The 16,684-nt window shown below is 73.1% G+C and carries 14 protein-coding genes; 7 read left to right on the top strand and 7 right to left on the bottom strand.

What is annotated here, in order from left to right; genetic code table 11:
• Positions 1-4 precede the first annotated feature (4 nt).
• Positions 5-2,242 (top strand): amino acid adenylation domain-containing protein, encoded by a 2,238-nt coding sequence (locus tag IEY93_RS01265; RefSeq protein WP_189161035.1) that lies wholly within the window; start codon positions 5-7, stop codon positions 2,240-2,242.
• A gap of 78 nt (positions 2,243-2,320) precedes the next feature.
• On the opposite strand, the gene IEY93_RS01260 is transcribed toward IEY93_RS01265, so the two are convergent.
• On the bottom strand, positions 2,321-2,647 hold the full coding sequence (locus tag IEY93_RS01260; RefSeq protein WP_189161034.1) for a hypothetical protein: 327 nt from the start codon (positions 2,645-2,647) through the stop codon (positions 2,321-2,323).
• Positions 2,648-3,196: 549 nt separating this feature from the next.
• Here IEY93_RS01260 and IEY93_RS01255 point away from each other — a divergent pair.
• Positions 3,197-4,285, top strand: a complete 1,089-nt coding sequence (locus IEY93_RS01255) for a glycosyltransferase family 4 protein (protein ID WP_229690760.1) — start codon at positions 3,197-3,199, stop codon at positions 4,283-4,285.
• Between the two features lie 5 nt (positions 4,286-4,290).
• On the opposite strand, the gene IEY93_RS01250 is transcribed toward IEY93_RS01255, so the two are convergent.
• Positions 4,291-5,088, bottom strand: a complete 798-nt coding sequence (locus IEY93_RS01250) for a protein phosphatase 2C domain-containing protein (RefSeq protein WP_189161032.1) — start codon at positions 5,086-5,088, stop codon at positions 4,291-4,293.
• A gap of 146 nt (positions 5,089-5,234) precedes the next feature.
• Between IEY93_RS01250 and ppk2 the strand changes: the two genes are divergently transcribed.
• Both ppk2 and IEY93_RS01240 read left to right on the top strand, forming a co-directional pair.
• A complete protein-coding gene (ppk2, locus tag IEY93_RS01245) occupies positions 5,235-6,203 on the top strand; it encodes a polyphosphate kinase 2 (RefSeq protein ID WP_189161031.1) in 969 nt (322 codons plus the stop codon).
• Positions 6,204-6,411: 208 nt separating this feature from the next.
• Positions 6,412-7,203 carry an SAM-dependent methyltransferase gene (locus IEY93_RS01240; RefSeq protein WP_189161030.1) on the top strand — a complete coding sequence of 264 codons (792 nt, stop codon included), beginning with the start codon at positions 6,412-6,414 and terminating at the stop codon, positions 7,201-7,203.
• A gap of 105 nt (positions 7,204-7,308) precedes the next feature.
• Here IEY93_RS01240 and IEY93_RS01235 read toward each other — a convergent pair whose 3' ends face one another.
• The gene (locus tag IEY93_RS01235) at positions 7,309-8,154 is read right to left on the bottom strand and encodes an NAD(P)H-binding protein (protein ID WP_189161029.1); all 846 of its coding nucleotides are present in this window, start codon (positions 8,152-8,154) and stop codon (positions 7,309-7,311) included.
• Between the two features lie 186 nt (positions 8,155-8,340).
• Here IEY93_RS01235 and IEY93_RS01230 point away from each other — a divergent pair, with 186 nt between their 5' ends.
• A complete protein-coding gene (locus IEY93_RS01230) occupies positions 8,341-9,297 on the top strand; it encodes a hypothetical protein (RefSeq protein ID WP_189161028.1) in 957 nt (318 codons plus the stop codon).
• 167 nt (positions 9,298-9,464) lie between these two features.
• On the opposite strand, the gene IEY93_RS01225 is transcribed toward IEY93_RS01230, so the two are convergent.
• The 3 genes from IEY93_RS01225 to IEY93_RS37710 all read right to left on the bottom strand — a co-directional run bounded on the left by IEY93_RS01225 (position 9,465) and on the right by IEY93_RS37710 (position 13,712).
• Positions 9,465-10,778 (bottom strand): serine hydrolase domain-containing protein, encoded by a 1,314-nt coding sequence (locus tag IEY93_RS01225; protein ID WP_229690758.1) that lies wholly within the window; start codon positions 10,776-10,778, stop codon positions 9,465-9,467.
• A gap of 98 nt (positions 10,779-10,876) precedes the next feature.
• Positions 10,877-11,890, bottom strand: a complete 1,014-nt coding sequence (locus IEY93_RS01220; RefSeq protein WP_189161027.1) for a DUF3152 domain-containing protein — start codon at positions 11,888-11,890, stop codon at positions 10,877-10,879.
• Positions 11,891-12,017: 127 nt separating this feature from the next.
• On the bottom strand, positions 12,018-13,712 hold the full coding sequence (locus tag IEY93_RS37710; RefSeq protein WP_203967896.1) for a serine/threonine-protein kinase: 1,695 nt from the start codon (positions 13,710-13,712) through the stop codon (positions 12,018-12,020).
• A gap of 396 nt (positions 13,713-14,108) precedes the next feature.
• On the opposite strand from IEY93_RS37710, the gene IEY93_RS01210 reads away from it, so the two are divergent.
• Positions 14,109-14,990: an SCO6745 family protein gene (locus tag IEY93_RS01210; protein WP_189161026.1), complete on the top strand. Its 882-nt coding sequence runs from the start codon at positions 14,109-14,111 to the stop codon at positions 14,988-14,990.
• 188 nt (positions 14,991-15,178) lie between these two features.
• Here the strand turns inward: IEY93_RS01210 and IEY93_RS01205 are convergent, their stop codons facing one another.
• Positions 15,179-16,060 (bottom strand): LysR family transcriptional regulator, encoded by an 882-nt coding sequence (locus IEY93_RS01205; RefSeq protein WP_189161025.1) that lies wholly within the window; start codon positions 16,058-16,060, stop codon positions 15,179-15,181.
• A gap of 444 nt (positions 16,061-16,504) precedes the next feature.
• Between IEY93_RS01205 and IEY93_RS01200 the strand changes: the two genes are divergently transcribed.
• Positions 16,505-16,684: hypothetical protein (locus IEY93_RS01200; protein WP_229690757.1), on the top strand; the 180-nt coding region annotated here is incomplete at its 3' end.

The raw sequence follows: 16,684 nt of genomic DNA, 5'->3' as shown, positions 1-16,684 counted from the left end.
GCCGGTGATGGTCGCCGGTGACGACGGGTCCCGGTCCCGGCTGCTGGAGGCGCTGGCGCGCGCCGAACGCTCCGGTGATCCGGTCGCCGTCGTCAACCTCTGCGGGCCGCTCGGCATGGGCAAGAGCCGGCTGCTCGCCACACTCTCCGCTCGCGTCGTGGACCTGTCCGCCACGCCACCGCCCGGCTCGGTACGCTCCCCATCCCCGCCGCCCGAATCCGGGCTGCCGGCGTTCGCGCCGTCCGCAGCCGTGCCGCTCCCGTTGGGGACGGGCGCGGCGGACGGGCTCGGGACGGCCGCCGCGGCGACCGGGGACGCCCGGCCGGGGGCCGGTGGGCTGCTGGTCTTCGACGGGGTCGACCGCGACGTGACGGCCTCGGCCGTCCGCCGCCTGACCGGCACCCTGCCACCCGGGACGGGTGTCCTGGTCGCCGGGCGCAGGCCCCTGGCCTCCCGGCCCGGCTGGGCGGAGCGTCCCGTCGAGACCGTGCGGCTCGGGCCGTGGAGCCGCGACGCCGTGCGCGATCTCGCGTGGGTTCAGGGCGTCCGCGACCCCGCCGAGCTGGATCTCATCACCGACCTGTCCGGCGGCGTCCCGCTCGTCGCCGACCGCCTGCGCCGCGCGCTCGCCGCAGGGGTGACGGCCGACGCGGTGGGCGCCCTCGCCGACGCCGTGGCCGGGGAACTGATCCGGCGGCTCGCCACCGAGACCACCGGCGACGGCGGGGCCGGCGCGCTCCCGGTCGTCGCGGCGGTCGGCGGCGCCGACGCCGACCTGCTCGCCGCTCTCGTCGGCGAGCGGCCGTGGGAGAAGACCCCGTATCGAAGGGGACGTCCCTCAGGCGAACGCGACCGGCCGGATCAAGACGCCCGGCCGGACGATTCCGGTCTCCCGGACGATTCCGATCGGCCGGGCGGTTCCGTTCCCCGGAAAGGGTTCGATCGGCCGGAGGTCTCCGGCGGCGCGGCGGAGTTCGACCGGCTCGCCGGGCTGAGCGTGGTCCTGGCCGAGGCGCACGGGCTGGTGGTGGCCGAGCCGTACCGCACGATCTTCGAGCTGGCGTACCGGTGGCGGCATCCGGTGACCGCCCGGCGCGTGCTGGTCGCGGGCGCCGCGCACCGCCGGCGGCAGATCGGCGGCACCGAGGACCCGCACCTGCGCGCGAAGCTCGCCGACCAGGTGCTTCGCCTGTCCGCGCCACCGCACATCCGCCAGGCGTTCTACCCCCGGATGCCGAGCCCGCTGCGCGTCCGGCTCGCCACCGCGGCGGACGAGGACGCCATCGTCCGGCTGACCCACCGCTGGCGGGAGATGGAGACGCTGGACCGGCGGCGCACCGACCGGATGCTCGAACTGTGGATGACCTCGCCCGGCAGCCGCTTTCACCTCGTCGTCGACGCCGACGACCGGCCGCTGTGCATGGCCAATCTCACGCGCGCCGGCGCGGGCGGCGCGTCCGTGCTGGAACCTCTGCTCCAGCAGCACGCGGCGGCACTCGCCGGTGACGTCCGGGACGCACGCCATCGCGGCCTCACGGTCCCGGAGCCCGGTCAGGACGATGACGGCCGCGGCTGGGACGACGGGACGGCGGAGGGGGTGCTCGTGGGCATGATGGTCACGGCGGAACGTCATCCGGCGGCCCGAGCGGCCATGCTCCGGCACATCCTGACCACCGCCATGGCGAGCGGGGGCGTCATCGTCTCCACGCCGTGGCCGCCCTACCAGCGATTATCCGCCCACCTGGGTTTGCGCCGCATCGGTGACACCCACGAGGACTTCTTCCGCTGCGGGCGCAGGAGCGAGGTGTACGCCCGGACGTTCGGCCGGTCCGAGATCCCCGCGTGGCTGCGGCGACTGGAACGGGACCCGGCGGCGCGGGCCGGCGCCGGCCTCGGCGGTGGCGAGGTGTCGCCGGGAATGGTCCGCGACGCGCTGAGTCACCTGACCGACCCGCGCGAACTGTCGGCCGGCCCGCTGTCCGCGATCCCCGGGCTGCGGTCTCCGTCCGCGCTCGTGGCGTTCCTGCGGCGGGAGATCGAGGCGCTGGCCTCGTCCCGGTCGCCGGTGGACGTGGAGGCCGCGCAGATCCTGACGCTGTACTACCTGCGGCGCGCCGGGGGGCACGACCTGATCGCCCACCGGCTGCACCTGAGCCGGGCGACCTACTTCCGGCGCCTGGAGCACGGCCTGCGCCGCCTGACGGAGATCGTCCGCTGGCGCGCCGACATTCCGTCGCCCTGACGCAGCCCTGCCCGGCGGAAGCCGCGGCCCCCTCCTGCCCTGCCGCGGCTTCCGCCGGCAATCGAGGCCGGGTGCGCGTCAGACGTTGATGAGGAAGCTCTGGCCGAGTTCGGTGTTGCTGGGGCAGCGCGCCAGAGAGGTGCCCCGGCCGGGGCCGTACACCAAGGTGCCGTTCACGCGGACGATGGTGCCGCGAGGGGTTTCGCACTCGACCCGCAGATACCAGCCGGTCGGGGTCGGGTTGGTGCAGGTCGCGGAGATCTGCGGGATGGAGAGGTTGTAGCCGTACACGCAACTCGCGGGATCGACGGCGGCGTCGGCCCGCTGCGTCGCCAGAGCGACGAGGCTCGCGGCGCCGATCAGGGTGGCGACGGCGCTGTTGCGGATTCCTCGGACGATGGACACGTTGACCTCCTTTGTGGCCTGGTGCCCCGAACGTAACAACGGCCGCCGCCCGCGAAGTCTCACATCCGTCTCACTTCGCCACCGGCCACGCTCCCGATGGCCGGTGGACCGATGCTGGCATGTCGAACAAGCTTCGTGTTCGCGTCATGTCCGGTTATCTCGGTGGGTGGTCCGCTGCCACACGATTCCTGTGGCGGGCATCGTGAGGTTTCACCCAGACCGCGTGCCGTTCCCGGCCCGCGCGTGCCGGGGACGGCCTGCCGGACTTCTGCCGGCTCGTCCTGCGCAAAGTCAGCGCACGAAGTACGCGGCCGGACGCAGGCGCTCGACAACGTGCTCCGAGCGGAGCTGGACGTGATCACGCGATGCGCCGGCGCGGACGCGGCGCGGGATCAGCCCGAACCGGCGCCGGCGCCGGTTACGGCCGGGGCCGCGATTTCCAGCGCGACGGCCGCGGCCGTGTGACCGGCCGAGGCCACGACAGGGAGGGCAGGTGAGGGCATGAGGGTCGCCGTCGTTTCGGAGTCCTTCCTTCCACAGGTGAACGGGGTGACGAACTCGCTGTGTCATCTGCTCGCCTACCTCGCCGGGCACGGCCACGAGGCGATGGTGGTGGCGCCCGACCCGGGCCCGCCCTCCTACGCCGGGTTCCCGGTCCACCGCACTCCCGCCTTCCGGCTGCCCTTCTACCGCTCCTTCCGGGTGGGCGTGCCGAGCGGCGCGATCCGCCGGTCGATCGGGAAGTTCCGTCCCGACGTCGTCCACCTGGCCTCTCCCACGGTGCTCGGCGCGGCCGGGCTGACCGCCGCGCTCCGGTTGGGGGTGCCGGCGGTCGCGGTGTTCCAGACCGATCTCGCCGGCTTCGCCCGGCAGTACGGCCTGCGCGGCACGGACCGGCTCATCTGGTCCTGGCTGCGGCACATCCACGGGCGGGCTGCGCTCACCCTGGCGCCCTCCACCGCGACGATCGAGCAACTGCGCGGGCACGGCATCCCGCGGCTGTCGCTGTGGGGCCGTGGTGTGGACCTCGACCGGTTCCATCCGCGGCACCGGTCGGAGGCGCTGCGGAGCGAACTGGCTCCCGCGGGCGAGGTCGTCGTCGGGTACGTGGGCCGGCTGGCCGCCGACAAGCGCGTCCACCTGCTCGCCAAGCTGGACGGCCTGCCCGGGACCCGCCTGGTGATCGTGGGCGACGGGCCCGCCGAGCCCCGCCTGCGGCGGCTCCTGCCACGCGCCGTCTTCTGTGGCCTGCGCACCGGGGCAGATCTGTCGCGCATCCTGGCGTCGTTCGACGTCTTCGTGCACACGGGCCGCGATGAGACGTACTGCCAGGCCGTGCAGGAGGCGCTGGCCACCGGGGTGCCGGTCGTGGCCGCGGCCGCGGGCGGCCCGCTGGACCTCGTCCGGCCGGGCGGCAACGGGCTGCTCTACCCGCCGGACGATCCCACGGAGATGCGGCGCGCCGTGGCGGCCCTGGTGGACGACCCGGCGGCCCGTCGCCGCATGGGGGCGCAGGCGCGCGCGTCCGTCCTCGGCCGGAGCTGGCCTGCCCTCTGTGGCGAACTGCTCGCCCTCTACCGATCGGTGACCGGCTCCACCACCCCCGCCCAAGCCAGGCCCACGGGTTCCCCGGCCTGATCAGCTCACATCTCGCCGAGGCCGGTGCAGTAGGCGATCGTCGCGTCGTCGGGCGCCACCGCGTGGCGTGCCTCCGCTCGCCGGACCCGGCGGATCACCTCGGCGGGTCCGCTCGACGCCAGGACGGCCATGGCCCCGGGCCAGTCCGTGAGGCGGAATCGGTCCACGATGCGGCTCGCTCCGTTGCTGAGCAGGGCGGCATCGGTCAGCTCGGAGACCGGGAGACCACCGGTGAGCGCCTCGTCCGCCGCCCGCGGGTCGTCCTTGGCAACCCAGAAGCCGCCCGGCCGGTTCCGGTTGGCGCGCAGGTCCTCAAGGAGCCGGCGGTACTCCTGGCTCCCCTCGGGGGTGGCCGCGAGCGCGGACCGGTACGGCCGGCTGACGGCCGCCTCCCGGGGGTCGGTGACCACGAGCGGCGCGGCGCCGTCCCGGCCGAGCACCATGACCGCGTCACCGAGCACCAGGTACTCGGCGAAGCCGCGGGACACGCGCAGGATGGCCACGGTCGCCGACGGGCTGATGGGGGCGGCCACGTCACAGGTGTCCCGGTGATCGCCCGTCACCCGTTCGATGGCCTCGGCGAGCACCGCGGGCAGACCGCGGTCCGGCACCTGTGACAGCAGGCCGAGGAGGCCGCAGCCAAGGCGGCCGGCATACCAGGCCACACCGTGCCGGCAGACCGATTCGGCGCCGGGGATGCCGGCGCCGTCGATCAGCACGGCCGCCGTGGGCACGGCGCCGGTGAAGTCCTCGTTCACCCGGCCGGCCCGTGCCGCGGCGGCGCTCGTCATCGTCACGCGCATGCCGGCCGCCGACCTCTCATCCCGTCAAGATAGCGATCGGGCCGCCGCCGTTCGCCATCCCGGCCGAGGGCACGATCGCTGATCAGCGGTGACCGGCTCAACGTGCCACCTTTCCGGACGCCGACCGCTGAAGTAGGTCAGAGGTCATGATCTACTCGAAAGTGGAGGAGGTGGTCGCGGTGGGCGGCAGGAAGGGCGGGCGGTTGCGCCGTGCGGTGTACGAGGCCGAGCTGTACCGCTTGCAGGCCGAGCTGGTGAAGCTGCAGGAGTGGGTGCGCGCCGAGGGGGCCCGTCTGGTGGTCCTCTTCGAGGGCAGGGACGCCGCGGGCAAGGGAAGCACGATCAAGCGGGTCACCGAGTACCTCAACCCGCGGGTCGCCCGCATCGCGGCGCTGCCCGCGCCCAGCGAGCGCGAGCGCACCCAGTGGTACTTCCAGCGGTACGTCGAGCAGCTCCCCGCCGCCGGCGAGATCGTGCTGTTCGACCGCAGTTGGTACAACAGGGCCGGCGTCGAGCGGGTGATGGGGTTCTGCACCCCCGAGGAGTACACGCGGTTCCTGCGCCAGTGCCCGGTCTTCGAGCGGCTGCTGGTCGAGGACGGCATCCTGCTGCGCAAGTACTGGTTCTCGGTCAGCGACGCCGAGCAGGAGCGCCGGTTCCGATCGCGCCTGGAGGACCCGATGCGGCGCTGGAAGCTCTCCCCGATGGACATGGAGTCGATCACCCGGTGGGAGGACTACTCGCGGGCCAAGGACGAGATGCTCGTGCAGACCGACACTCCCGAAGCGCCGTGGTACGAGGTGGAGAGCGAGGACAAGCGCAGCGCGCGGATCAACATGATCGCCCACCTGCTGTCCACCGTCCCCTACTACGAGGTCCAGCGGCCGCCGCTGCGGCTGCCGCCGCGCCCGCCGTCCACCGGGTACCGGCGGCTGCCGCGCAACGAGCGGGGCCGGGTGCCCGACCACGCCGCGACACTGGGCGATCATGACGCGGACCAGGACGAGCGCGACCGGGGCCACGGCGGCATCGAGGGCAAGCGGGACCGGGACCGTGCGTCCGGCACCGGGAAGCGCGGCGGCAAGCACACCGCCACCGGCGGAAAGCACGGCTGACCGCCGTCCGGGGCCGTTGGACCCCATTTCCGGGCCGGCGCCTTCGCCGATATCCGGTCGGCCCTTGTGCGGATATCCGGGAATCGGTCACGAGACCGTTGAGGCGGCGCGGGGACGGCTGTTAACGTCGGGCGGCGAATCGATCTGAACGGGCACGATCGGGAAAGCCGTCCGCACCGGGTTCACCCCGCCGAACCGACGGAGAGGCATGAAAGTCCAACCGGCTGATTCCAGGGTCGCCGCGGCGACTCCCAACGTGGGCCGCATGTACGACTACTTTCTCGGCGGGAAGGACAATTACGCCTCCGATCGCGAGGCCGCCGAGAAGATCATCGCCATCTTCCCGCGCACACGCGAGCTGGCCCTCGCCAACCGCAGGTTCCTGCGGCGCGCCGTGGCGTACGCCGCCGAGGTGGCGGGCATCGACCAGTTCCTCGACATCGGCTCCGGGCTCCCCACCCAGGAGAACGTGCACGAGGTGGCGCAGCGGGTCGCCCCGCGGGCGCGGGTCGCCTACGTCGACCAGGAGCCGATCGTGCTGTCCCACGGCCAGGCGCTGCTGGCCACCGACGAGCAGACCATCATGGTCGCCGGTGACCTGCGCGATCCCGGGGCGATCCTGGCCGGCGAAGAGGTGCGGGGGCATCTGGACTTCGACCGTCCGATCGCCGTCCTGCTCGTCTTCGTCCTGCACTTCCTCCGCGACGAGGAGGATCCGCGTGGCGTCGTGCGCACCCTGATGGATTCGATGGCACCCGGATCCTGCCTGGTCCTCTCGCACGCCGAGAGCGACCGGCGGCTGCTGCCCGGCACATCGGTGTACGACAGGGCCAGTTCACCCGCGGTGCTGCGCTCCGAGGAGGAGATCACCGCGTTCTTCGACGGCCTGGACCTCGTGGCGCCGGGGGTGTCCCGCCTCGGCCGGTGGCGGCCGCAGGACGGCCTGCACCCCGGGGACGACGACCTGCCGGCCTGGTGCGGAGTCGCCCACAAGCGCTGAACCCCGGGTCATCCGCGACGCGGAGACCATCCCTTCCCGGCCGGCGGTACGGCGCGCGGCCGGCCAGGCGCACGCCGCGTCCACCGGTGGCACGGCGGGGGAGTGTCAGCGGAAGTCGGCGGCGTGGTCGGCCGCCCACTGACGGAACGGGGTGGCCGGAGCGCCGGTGATCCGCTCGACCGTGCCGGTGACCGGCTCGGGCGCCGTCACCAGCGCGGCGTGCGCGTCCAGGATGCCGCGGGCCGCCGAGGCCGGCAGGCCCTGCTCCACCATCGCCTGGAGGGCGGCCTCCGGCGCCATCTCCTCCCAGCGCACCGGGCGGCCGACGGCCTCGCCGATGAGGCTCACCTGCTCGATCTGCGTGAGGGTCTGCGGTCCGGTCAGTTCGTACCGCGCGCCCGCGTGCCCGGGACCGGTCAGCGCGCGCACTCCTACGGCGGCGATGTCGCGTTCGTGGATCAACGGCCTGCTCGCCGCGCCGTGCACCCAGCGGACGACGCCGCTCTGCCTGATCTGCGGGGCCCACATCAGGGTGTTGGCGGCGAAGCCTCCCGGCCGCAGGAACGTCCACTCCACGCCCGACTCCTCGATCAGGCGCTCCAGGAGGGCGTGCGAGCCGAGGATGCCGCCCTGTGCCTCGGCCTGCGGTGACACGCCGCGGGCGGACAGGTAGACGATGTGCCGAGCACGCTCGGCGATGGCCCCTGCGACGGCCGGTGCGGCGTGGTCGGCCGAGAGGGTCGGCCAGACCAGGAAGACCGCCTCGACCCCGGCCAGTGCGGCGTCCAGGGTTTCCGGCCTCGACAGGTCGCCCCGGACGACCTCGGCGCCGTCGGGGAGCGTCGCCGCTTCGGGGTCGCGGGCGAGGGCGCGCACCTCGGCGCCCGCCTCCAGCAGGCCGGCCACGGCATGCCGTCCGACCCGCCCGGTCGCCCCGGTCACCAGGATCATGCAACTGTCCCTTCGCTCGTCATCGCGATCACGGCGACCATCGTCGAACCTCAACCAAGGTTGAGGTCAACCCGCCGGGTGGTCGTCGGCGCACCGATTACGGAATGGGACGAAAATCAGGCAATGCATGACACTAATTCGGCTCATCCGGAAAAGCCGAATGAATTGCGTAATGCACCGCAGGAAATGGCTAGGCTGCTGAAGGACGGGGATGTCATCGAGTACGGTGCCAACGCGTCCCGCGCAGGGCCCGGCACCGCGATTCCGACGGGGGTCGGCATGGCGACGAGCGCGTGGTGGGTCGGACGATGGCCGGTCGTGGATCCGGACATTCCCGAGGTCGACAAGCGTCGCATCGTGGGAAACAACGCGCTCGCCGATCGCCGTCTCGCCGCCGACGCGAGCGTGGCCGGCACCCTGGGCGGCTTCTTCGTCTGTCTGGCCCTCCTGGTGGTCCTGCTCCTGGCCGTCGCCGGGTTCACCGGCAGGTGGGACGTGCTCGACGCCCTGCGGAACGGGGTGTTCCTCCTCTCCATTCCCCTGATCTTCGTGGCCGGGCTGGGGGGCGTGCTCGCGAGGGGCAGGTCTCCCCGCCGGCTGGCGGAGGTCTATGGAGACAGGTACGTCGTGCCCGCCGACCTGGACGGTGAGGCCGAGGTGCTCCTCGGGCGTGCCGGTCACGCCGTGCGGACCGTGTTCGACTCGCGGGTCGGCCAGATGGGCCTGCTGGACTCCGTCGCCAACGACATCGTTCTGCCCCGGCGGCTGTGGGAGATCGCCCGCCTGCTCCGCACCCAGTCGTCACTGCGCGCCGAGCAGGCGCGGGCCACGCGGGGAGTGCTGACACCCGAGCTCCGCGCGGTGCTGGAGCCCCAGCGTGCCGCCCTGCGGCGCTCGGTGGACCAGGTGGTCAGGCAGGTCGCCGACCTGGAGGCCTACGCCGCCCGGGCCCAGACGGCGGACGCGGCGCTGCACGCCCAGGAACTGCTCCAGAGCAACGGCAAGTACCGCGACCTGCTGGCCCAGACCGACGACCTGCGCGGGCTGCACGACCTCGCCGGGCACGCCGACGCGGTCGAGGCGACGCTGGCGCGCAGCATCCAGGACGTCATCGCCGCCGGCCGGACCCTTGCCCTTCCCTGATCGGCCGGGGTCGTTCCGCCCTGTTCGGAGTGCGGGTTCGGCACCGATCGCAGGGTGCCCATTGCGCTCTTACGTTCCGTATCGCTCGGCCCCTGATCGGCCGCGCCGTCGTCCGGCTCGGCCGATCAAGGGCCTGGTTCTGACCGCTTCGCGTGTGCCGGGCGGGATCAGCGCAGAGCGGGGGTGAGGTTCGCCGTCGGGAACAGGGTGACGGCCGGAGCCCCCTTCAGGGCGTCTGCCGGCGCCCCGCAGAGCGCGGCCAGCAGGTGCCGGCCCATCGCGAAGTCGATGGCGTGCGGCTGGACCTTCCCGTTCTCGTCGAGGCTCTGGTACTTCATCAGGTTGATCGCGATGGACGACTGGCGGCGCGCGTCCGGGCTGGACAGGGTGACGGTGCCCGCGCCGAGCACCGAGCCGTCGTGGCCCCAGAACCGGCCGCACGGCAGGTCCTGCGCGTAGATGCCGAGACCGTAGTGCATCAGGAGGTTGCCCTGCCCGTCGGTGACCGGCACCGTGCGCTGCATCTCGGCGAGCTGGGCGGCGCCGACCAGCCTGCCGCCGAGCAGCGCGCGGTAGAAGGCGTTCAGGTCGTCCATCGTCGAGACGATCGCGCCCGCGGTGTACGCCCAGGACATGTTGTAGACGCTGTAGTCGCGCGGCGGGTCGATCAGCCCGTACATCGCCTCGTACATCTTGGCGTGCGGGCCGGTGATGAACGGGGTGCGGGGGAAGTAGGTGTGCCGCAGGCCCGCCCGGTCGATGACCTCGCGGGTGATGTAGTCCTCCGCGCCGGTGCCGGTGAGCTTCTCCAGCAGCAGCCCGGCGATGACGTAGTTGGTGTTGGAGTAGGACCAGAGCTCGCCGGGCGCGCCGGTGGGCGGCTGGGCGAGGCCGAGCCGCACCAGTTGCTCCGGCCGGAAGGTCGTGAAGCGGTTGTCGTCCAGGCTCGCCGTGGAGCCCTCCAGGAAGGAGGGGAAAGCGGCGATGAAGTACTCGCCGATGCCGCTGGTGTGGTTGAGCAGCATCCGTGTGGTCACCGTACGGCCTCGCTCGCCCGGCACCAGGGCCGGCAGGTAGCGCCCGATCGGCGCGTCCAGGTCGAGCCGGCCGCGCTGCACCTGCTGCATGAGCGCGACGGAGGTGAAGGCCTTGCTGACGCTGCCGATGCGGTGCTGCATGCCCGGCGTCACCGGCCTGCCGGTGCGCACGTCGGCGACGCCCGACGCCCCCGCCCACCGCTCGGCGCCGTCCCGCACGCTGGACAGGATGCCGTACATGCCCGCGTCGTGTACGCCGTCGAGTGTCGTGCGCAGCAGCGCGGGGTCGAGCGCGGAGGCCACCGCCGGCGGAGAGGCGGTGACGGCGGACGAGGCCTGGGCGGTGGCCGGGAGGGGAGCGGCCGTCCAGGTCGCGAGCAGGGCTCCGGACACGAGCGCGGCCGCCACCGGCCGGCGAAGGGACCTGCGAGATCGGGCTAACACCACATTCGGCTCCTCTGTCAGCTTCGTTGTCGTCTGCTAACGATTCTGGTGAGGGCCGCTGCCGATCTCATCGTCATCGCGGATGATATCGGCCGGGTTCAGGCGTTGCTTCCGCGCAGGGTCGCCGGTGCGCGCCCGTGGTCGTCGCCGGCGTCGGAGCTCTTCTGGCGCCTGGTCCGCCGATCCGATCCGTCCCGCTTCGCGGCCCTGTCCCCGGAGTCCTTCCGGCCCTTGGCCCGGGGGTACGGCCACGGGTTGGGCCGGCATCCCTGCAGGGACTTGGTCTGCTGGGTCATCACGGGGGCGACCCTGCCGCGACCGGGGCACGGCTCGTGCCCGTGGCCGAGCGCGTGCCCGACCTCATGGTTGACCACGTACTGCCGGTAGGCGACGAGGTCACCCCGGTAGTCGGGGATGGCGGCGGCCCACCGCTTGGCGTTGATGACCGAGCGCCTGCCGTTCCAGCACGAGAGCTCGCCGAAGGTCTGCAGGGGACGGCACCGCCGGTCGGTCATCGCCGGGCTGGACAGTGCCACGCGGAACCGCGCCGGGCCGTGGTCGACCCGCTTGAAGCGCGTCCGCCCCCGGCCCCAGCTCCGCGGGTCGTTGAGCGTCCGATGCACCGTGGCGGCGAACTCCTCCGGGTCGAACGGCAGCCCTCGCTCGACCTCGACGATGTAGCGCACGACCTTGCCCCGGCCGCCGGCCGGCGGCCGGGCGGTCCCCCGTACGACCTTGTAGCGTCCCTTGCCCGAGTGCGGCACCCGGATCACCTTCGCCCGGTCGCCCGATGCGGAGCCGGTGTCCCGGGTGCCGGACAGGTCGGCGTCCGGGCCGCTTCCGGGACCGTCGTCCGATGCCGAGGCGGCGCCGCCGGGCGTGGCCGTGACGCCGCCGGATGCCGGCAGGCTCACCGCGGGGCTGTGCGCGGCGCCCGGAGCCCCCGGAGACGAGGAGGCCGCCCCGTTCGACGGTGTGGCACCGGGCGCGTCCGCCACCGCCGCCTGGGTCCCGCCGGGGACGCGCGCGGCCGATCCGACCTCGGCGTCCTGCCCGCCGAGCAGGACGGCGCATCCGCCGATGAGCAGGGCTGCTCCGGTCGTCAGCGCCATGAGCAGAGCTCCGGGCTTGCGGTTTCGGCTGACTCGAAGTCTGAGATTTCCGGACATCGTCGGCGAAGCCTAGTACCGATCGTCTCATTGATCACATCAGGGCCGCATGACCGCTCGACGGCCGTCATCACCGTGGGCCGCGGCGGCGATGGTGGTCATCGAGCAGGCCGGAAAGGTGCGTGAGGAGCCGGGTCAGCGCGGGGCCCGGGTCGAACCGCCCGCCGCGCTGAGCCTCGTCCAGATCGCGCAGCACCTTGCGGACCCGTTCGGCCGCCTCCCGCCACTCCCGGGGCCCGCCGCGCCGGGCGAACCTGCCCTGGGCCTCGGCGAGGTCGTGCCGCGCCCTCTCGGCCACGCGCGGATCGAGCCGCCCTTGCTCCGCCGCCCACGCCAGCCCCTGGCCGAGCTGGGCCAGCAGGACGCGCGGGTCGTCCGACAGCCGCTTCGGCCCGACGGCCACGACGGAGGACGGGGACGGAACGGGCGAGGGAGGAGCCGTGGTGGCCGGCGGCGACACCGATGGCGTCGGCGCCGCGGAGATCGGGGGCGAGGCCGGCTCCGCGGTGGACGCGGAGCCGGCCGTGGCCGGTGAGAGCGGCGCGGCCGTCGCGCCGGAGCCGCCGCCTGCCCCCGAGGGCTGGAATGTGACGGCCAGTACGGCGACCAGTGCCACGGCGGCGACACCGGCGACGGCCAGGACGGGTCTCCGCTCGCCGCGCCGCAGTGATCGCCAGGCGGTGACCGCGAACGAAGGGCGGACGTCGCTTCCGTCGCCGGGCAGTGGGGCCAGGAAGCGGGTCGCGGGCGTGCCGCCGCGTCCCGGGGGTGCCTGTGGTGCCGTGGCCGGGACCGGGGGCGGGACAGAGTGCACCGAAGCCGGGTCAAGGTGCGGCGCGGCGGCCGGATGCCCGGCCGGGTGGCGTGCGGGAAGCGGCGACGTGGGCGCCGGGGGAGCGGGGACGTGGTGCGGGGCGGGCGGAGGCGGAGGAGGGAGGTGGTGCGGCGTGGCCGGGTGGGGGGCGCTGTGCGCGGTGAGGTGGTGGGCGACCTGGTCGGCGGGCGGGCGGGCCTCGGGTTCCTTGGCCAGCAGGCGCATCAGCAGGTCGTCCAGAGCGGGCGGCACGTCCGCACGCTGGAGGCGCACGGGGGCGGGCGCCACCTGGACATGCTGGAAGAGCAGGGCCGTGGGCGTGTCCGCGCGGAAGGGCGGCCGCCCGGCCAGCAGTTCGTACAGGACACACCCGAGGGCGTACACGTCGGACGCGGGGAGCGCTTCGCGGCCGAGCGCACGTTCGGGGGCGAGGTAGGCCCCGGTACCGACGATCATGCCGGTACCGGTGAGCGCGGCCCCGGCCTGGTCGGCGAGCCGGGCGATGCCGAAGTCCACGACCTTCACGGTGCCGTCCGCGGCGAGCAACAGGTTCGCGGGCTTGACGTCACGGTGGACGACGCCCAGCCGGTGCGCGGCGGCCAGGCCGGCGGCCGTTTGGGTGCCGATGCGGACGACCTCCTCGATGCCGAGCGCGCCCGCTGCGGCGAGACGGTCGGCGAGATTGCCTCCCTCGATCAACTCCATGACGAGGAAGAGGCGTCCGTCGGCCTCACCGAAGTCGTGGATCGCGACGACGTTGGGGTGGTTGAGCCGGGCGGTCGCCTGCGCCTCCTGCCGGAAGCGCGCGGCGGCGGAGCGCCCCATGGTCTCGGCCGGCAACAGCTTCACCGCGACGCGGCGGGCGAGTACCTCGTCGGTGGCCCGCCACACCTCGCCCATGCCGCCGCGCCCGAGAGGCTCGTCCAACCGGTATCGAGCCGCCAGCAGCACGCGAACGCCTTCCTTCCCAGCACTCCAGCGCCTTCTCGGCACTCCGGCCACGCCCGCGACCTGGGCGTCCCGCCGCCGCGCCCGCCCGTCCGGGTGCGTCGGGCGTCCGTCGCCGGGAACGGCGCCCGGGGACGGCCTCATGGCGATCTTGAAGCGCCACGGCGTCCCAGAATACCGATCAGGCCGCCTTCCCCGCGGCACCGTCCCGTCCGGCGTCGCCGGCCGCCCCGCGCCACGGGCTCGCGTCCCCGCCACGTGCCGCCGCACCGGGGAGGAACGGCCGGACAAGATGGGATTGACGTTGGATAGTCCAACTATCTAGTGTGGAGGCGGCGCCAGGACGGTGATCGTCACCGGTCTCCCTGGTTCTCCGATGTGCTGCTGAGGGAGTGGACGATGACGAACGACCCGGGCTTCGCGCGGCGGATGTGGCACCAGCTGGAGCCGGTGCACGCGCCCTTCTGGTACGCGGACGAGGTGACCGAGGAGGCCGCGGCGCTCGGCTACCCGGTCGCCGGCCGCTGGCCGAGCTACTTCGCCTGGCGGTCCGCCCCCCTGGGCGAGGCGTCGCCCGAGCTGGTGGCCGCGACCTTCTACAGCTTCAGCCCGCGCACCGTGAGCGAGCACGTCCCCGCCGCCTGGGCCGTCGCCGCCCCGGGCAAGGTGCTCGACGCCCGATTGCGCGCCGTCGACCGGATGTACCGGTCGCTGCTCGGCGACCGCCTCGGCGACCCGGCGATCGCCGAGGCCGCGGCGCTGGCCAGGGAGGCGGCGGAGGCCGCGGACACGGCGGGCCGGCCGCTCGCCGCCGCCAACGCCGCGCTGCCCTGGCCGGACGAGCCGCACCTCGTGCTGTGGCAGGCCATCGGCGTCCTGCGCGAGCACCGCGGGGACGGGCATGTCGCCGCGCTGGTCACCGCGCGGCTCGACCCGTGCGAGGCGCTGGTGTCGATGGCCGCGATCGGCGGGGCGCCTCGGGAGGCCTTCGCCGGCCGGGGGTGGACGGGCGGGGAATGGGACGCCGCCCGCGACCGGCTCGCGGCCCGGGGGCTGGTCGGCCCGGACGGGACGGCGACCGAGCGGGGCCGCCTGCTACGAGAGGACATCGAGCGGCTGACCGACGACCTGGCGATCGGTCCGTGGCAGGCGCTCGGCGCCGGCCGGGCCGAGCGCCTCGCCGAGTTGACCACGCCGCTGCTGGTCGCCGCCCTGGAGTCCGGCCTGCTCCCCGCGACCAACACTCTCGGCATCGGCAGGGTCCAGGCCCCCGCCCGCTGACGGCCGCACGGTGCCGTTCAGGCCTGCCGCGGTGGCGAAGCGGAATGCAGGTCAAGGCCATGTACATGGGTGCCCGCAGGGCGCCTCCCAGTCGCGGTGGTAGGCCGCCCAACTGCACTGACAATCTGAGGTGAGCGCCTGCGAGTCGTGATGGCCTGTGTCGCGTCCTGCGCCGGTGGGGCATAAGGTCAGGACGCTGTGGGGCCAAGGGCGAGGAGGGCTTGCAACGGCCGGGTGGGCTGCGGCGTGCCCCTCCAGATCAGTGCCTTGCGGTAAGCGAGGGAGGGACTGACCGGGACGGCGCTGACTCGGGGGTTACCGGCGAGAGCCCGGTCGGTACCCACCGTCAGGGAGACGCCGACACCCGCCTCCACCAGGGCGACGTGGAGGGCCCCGTCGTTGATCGCGTACCGGGTGCTGAAGTCGATGCCGGCGGCGTCGAACGCGGACTGTAGCCATGGCCGCAGTCCGCTGTCCTGGCCGTAACTGATCAGGGTCTTTCCGGACAGCAGCTCAATGGGGATGCTCTTGCGGCCTGCCAGCGGGGAGTGCGCTGGGACCACGGCCATGATCTCGTCCTCGAGCATGACCACACTGCGCATGCCCTGGGGCAGGGAATGCGCCGGCAGGGCCACCACGGCGGCGTCCAGCTCGCCGTTCTCGACGCGCGCGATGAGCCCGGCGCTGCGCCCCTCGACGAGCTGTACGGCGACGCCCGGGTACCGGCGGTGGAAGGCGCCCAGGAGCGCGGGCAGACGGGTGTGCTCGACCCCGTCCACGGCGCCCAGGAGGAGCGTGCCGGTGACCAGAGCGGTGCGGGAGGCGAACTCCGCGATCACCCTGTCCGCGTCGGCGAGAGTCCGGCCGGCCATGGGCAGCAGCACCCGGCCGGCCTCGGTCAGCCGGACGCTGCGGGGATTGCGTTCGAAGAGCGCTTCGCCGAGTTCCTTCTCCAGGGAGCGGATCTGGTGACTGACGGCGGGCTGTGCGACCGACAGCCGCTCGGCGGCGCGGGTGAAGCTCTGTTCCTCGGCCACGGCGACGAAGAACCGCAGGGTTCTCAATTCCACGATCATGCACCTTATTTATTACTGGGATCAAAAGTTGCTCTTTGACTTCTGTGCAACTTATCTTCAATGTAGAGGCATGGCAGTCGATATAGGCGTCTTGACGGGGCTGGTCCGAAGACTGTGGACACCTCTGAACGGGCCGGACTCGGCAGCAGGCATGTACCACGAATGTCGATCGCGGCCGGAGTGAGCGTCGCCACGGTCCTCACCGTGGACGCCCGCCGACGACTGGCGCGAGCACCCCGTCCACCCTGCACAGCAGACTCGTGACCTGCAACTTCGGATGCACGGTGCGCAATGCACTGTGGGCACGCCCTGCCCCGCCGAAGGTCACAAGGCGGTCGACGGATAACCGAGAGCGGTCGAACCGGCAGTGTCCGGTGGGCCTTCCCCTGCACAAGCCGGCCCGGCTCCAGCCGTGGCCCTCGCTGAAGGAAGCAAGCAATGAGTGATTCGAAGAAGGTCCTGTCCGATCTGGTCCTGTCCACCTCGACGGAACACGCCCCGCTCGACGCGCCCTGGGACGCGATCGACATCGCCGACTGGCTGCTGAACCTCCCGGACCAGGAATACCAGCGCTGCGCTCCGCCCGACCACAAGGCGGCCGGCTACACCACGACCGAC

This window comes from Sphaerisporangium melleum, assembly GCF_014646695.1.
Classification (GTDB): domain Bacteria; phylum Actinomycetota; class Actinomycetes; order Streptosporangiales; family Streptosporangiaceae; genus Sphaerisporangium; species Sphaerisporangium melleum.
Note: the sequence above shows the minus strand (reverse complement) of the source record. Positions and strands in the feature narration are given on the sequence as shown.

What these genes read in the sequence shown, in the direction of transcription:
- IEY93_RS01250 (WP_189161032.1), bottom strand. Translation starts at nt 5,088, where the DNA reads ATGCGCGTGACGATGACGAGCGCCGCCGCGGCACGGGCCGGCCGGGTG.
- ppk2 (WP_189161031.1), top strand. Translation starts at nt 5,235, where the DNA reads ATGATCTACTCGAAAGTGGAGGAGGTGGTCGCGGTGGGCGGCAGGAAG.
- IEY93_RS01240 (WP_189161030.1), top strand. Translation starts at nt 6,412, where the DNA reads ATGAAAGTCCAACCGGCTGATTCCAGGGTCGCCGCGGCGACTCCCAAC.
- IEY93_RS01235 (WP_189161029.1), bottom strand. Translation starts at nt 8,154, where the DNA reads ATGATCCTGGTGACCGGGGCGACCGGGCGGGTCGGACGGCATGCCGTG.
- IEY93_RS01230 (WP_189161028.1), top strand. Translation starts at nt 8,341, where the DNA reads ATGGCTAGGCTGCTGAAGGACGGGGATGTCATCGAGTACGGTGCCAAC.
- IEY93_RS01220 (WP_189161027.1), bottom strand. Translation starts at nt 11,890, where the DNA reads ATGGCGCTGACGACCGGAGCAGCCCTGCTCATCGGCGGATGCGCCGTC.
- IEY93_RS01210 (WP_189161026.1), top strand. Translation starts at nt 14,109, where the DNA reads ATGACGAACGACCCGGGCTTCGCGCGGCGGATGTGGCACCAGCTGGAG.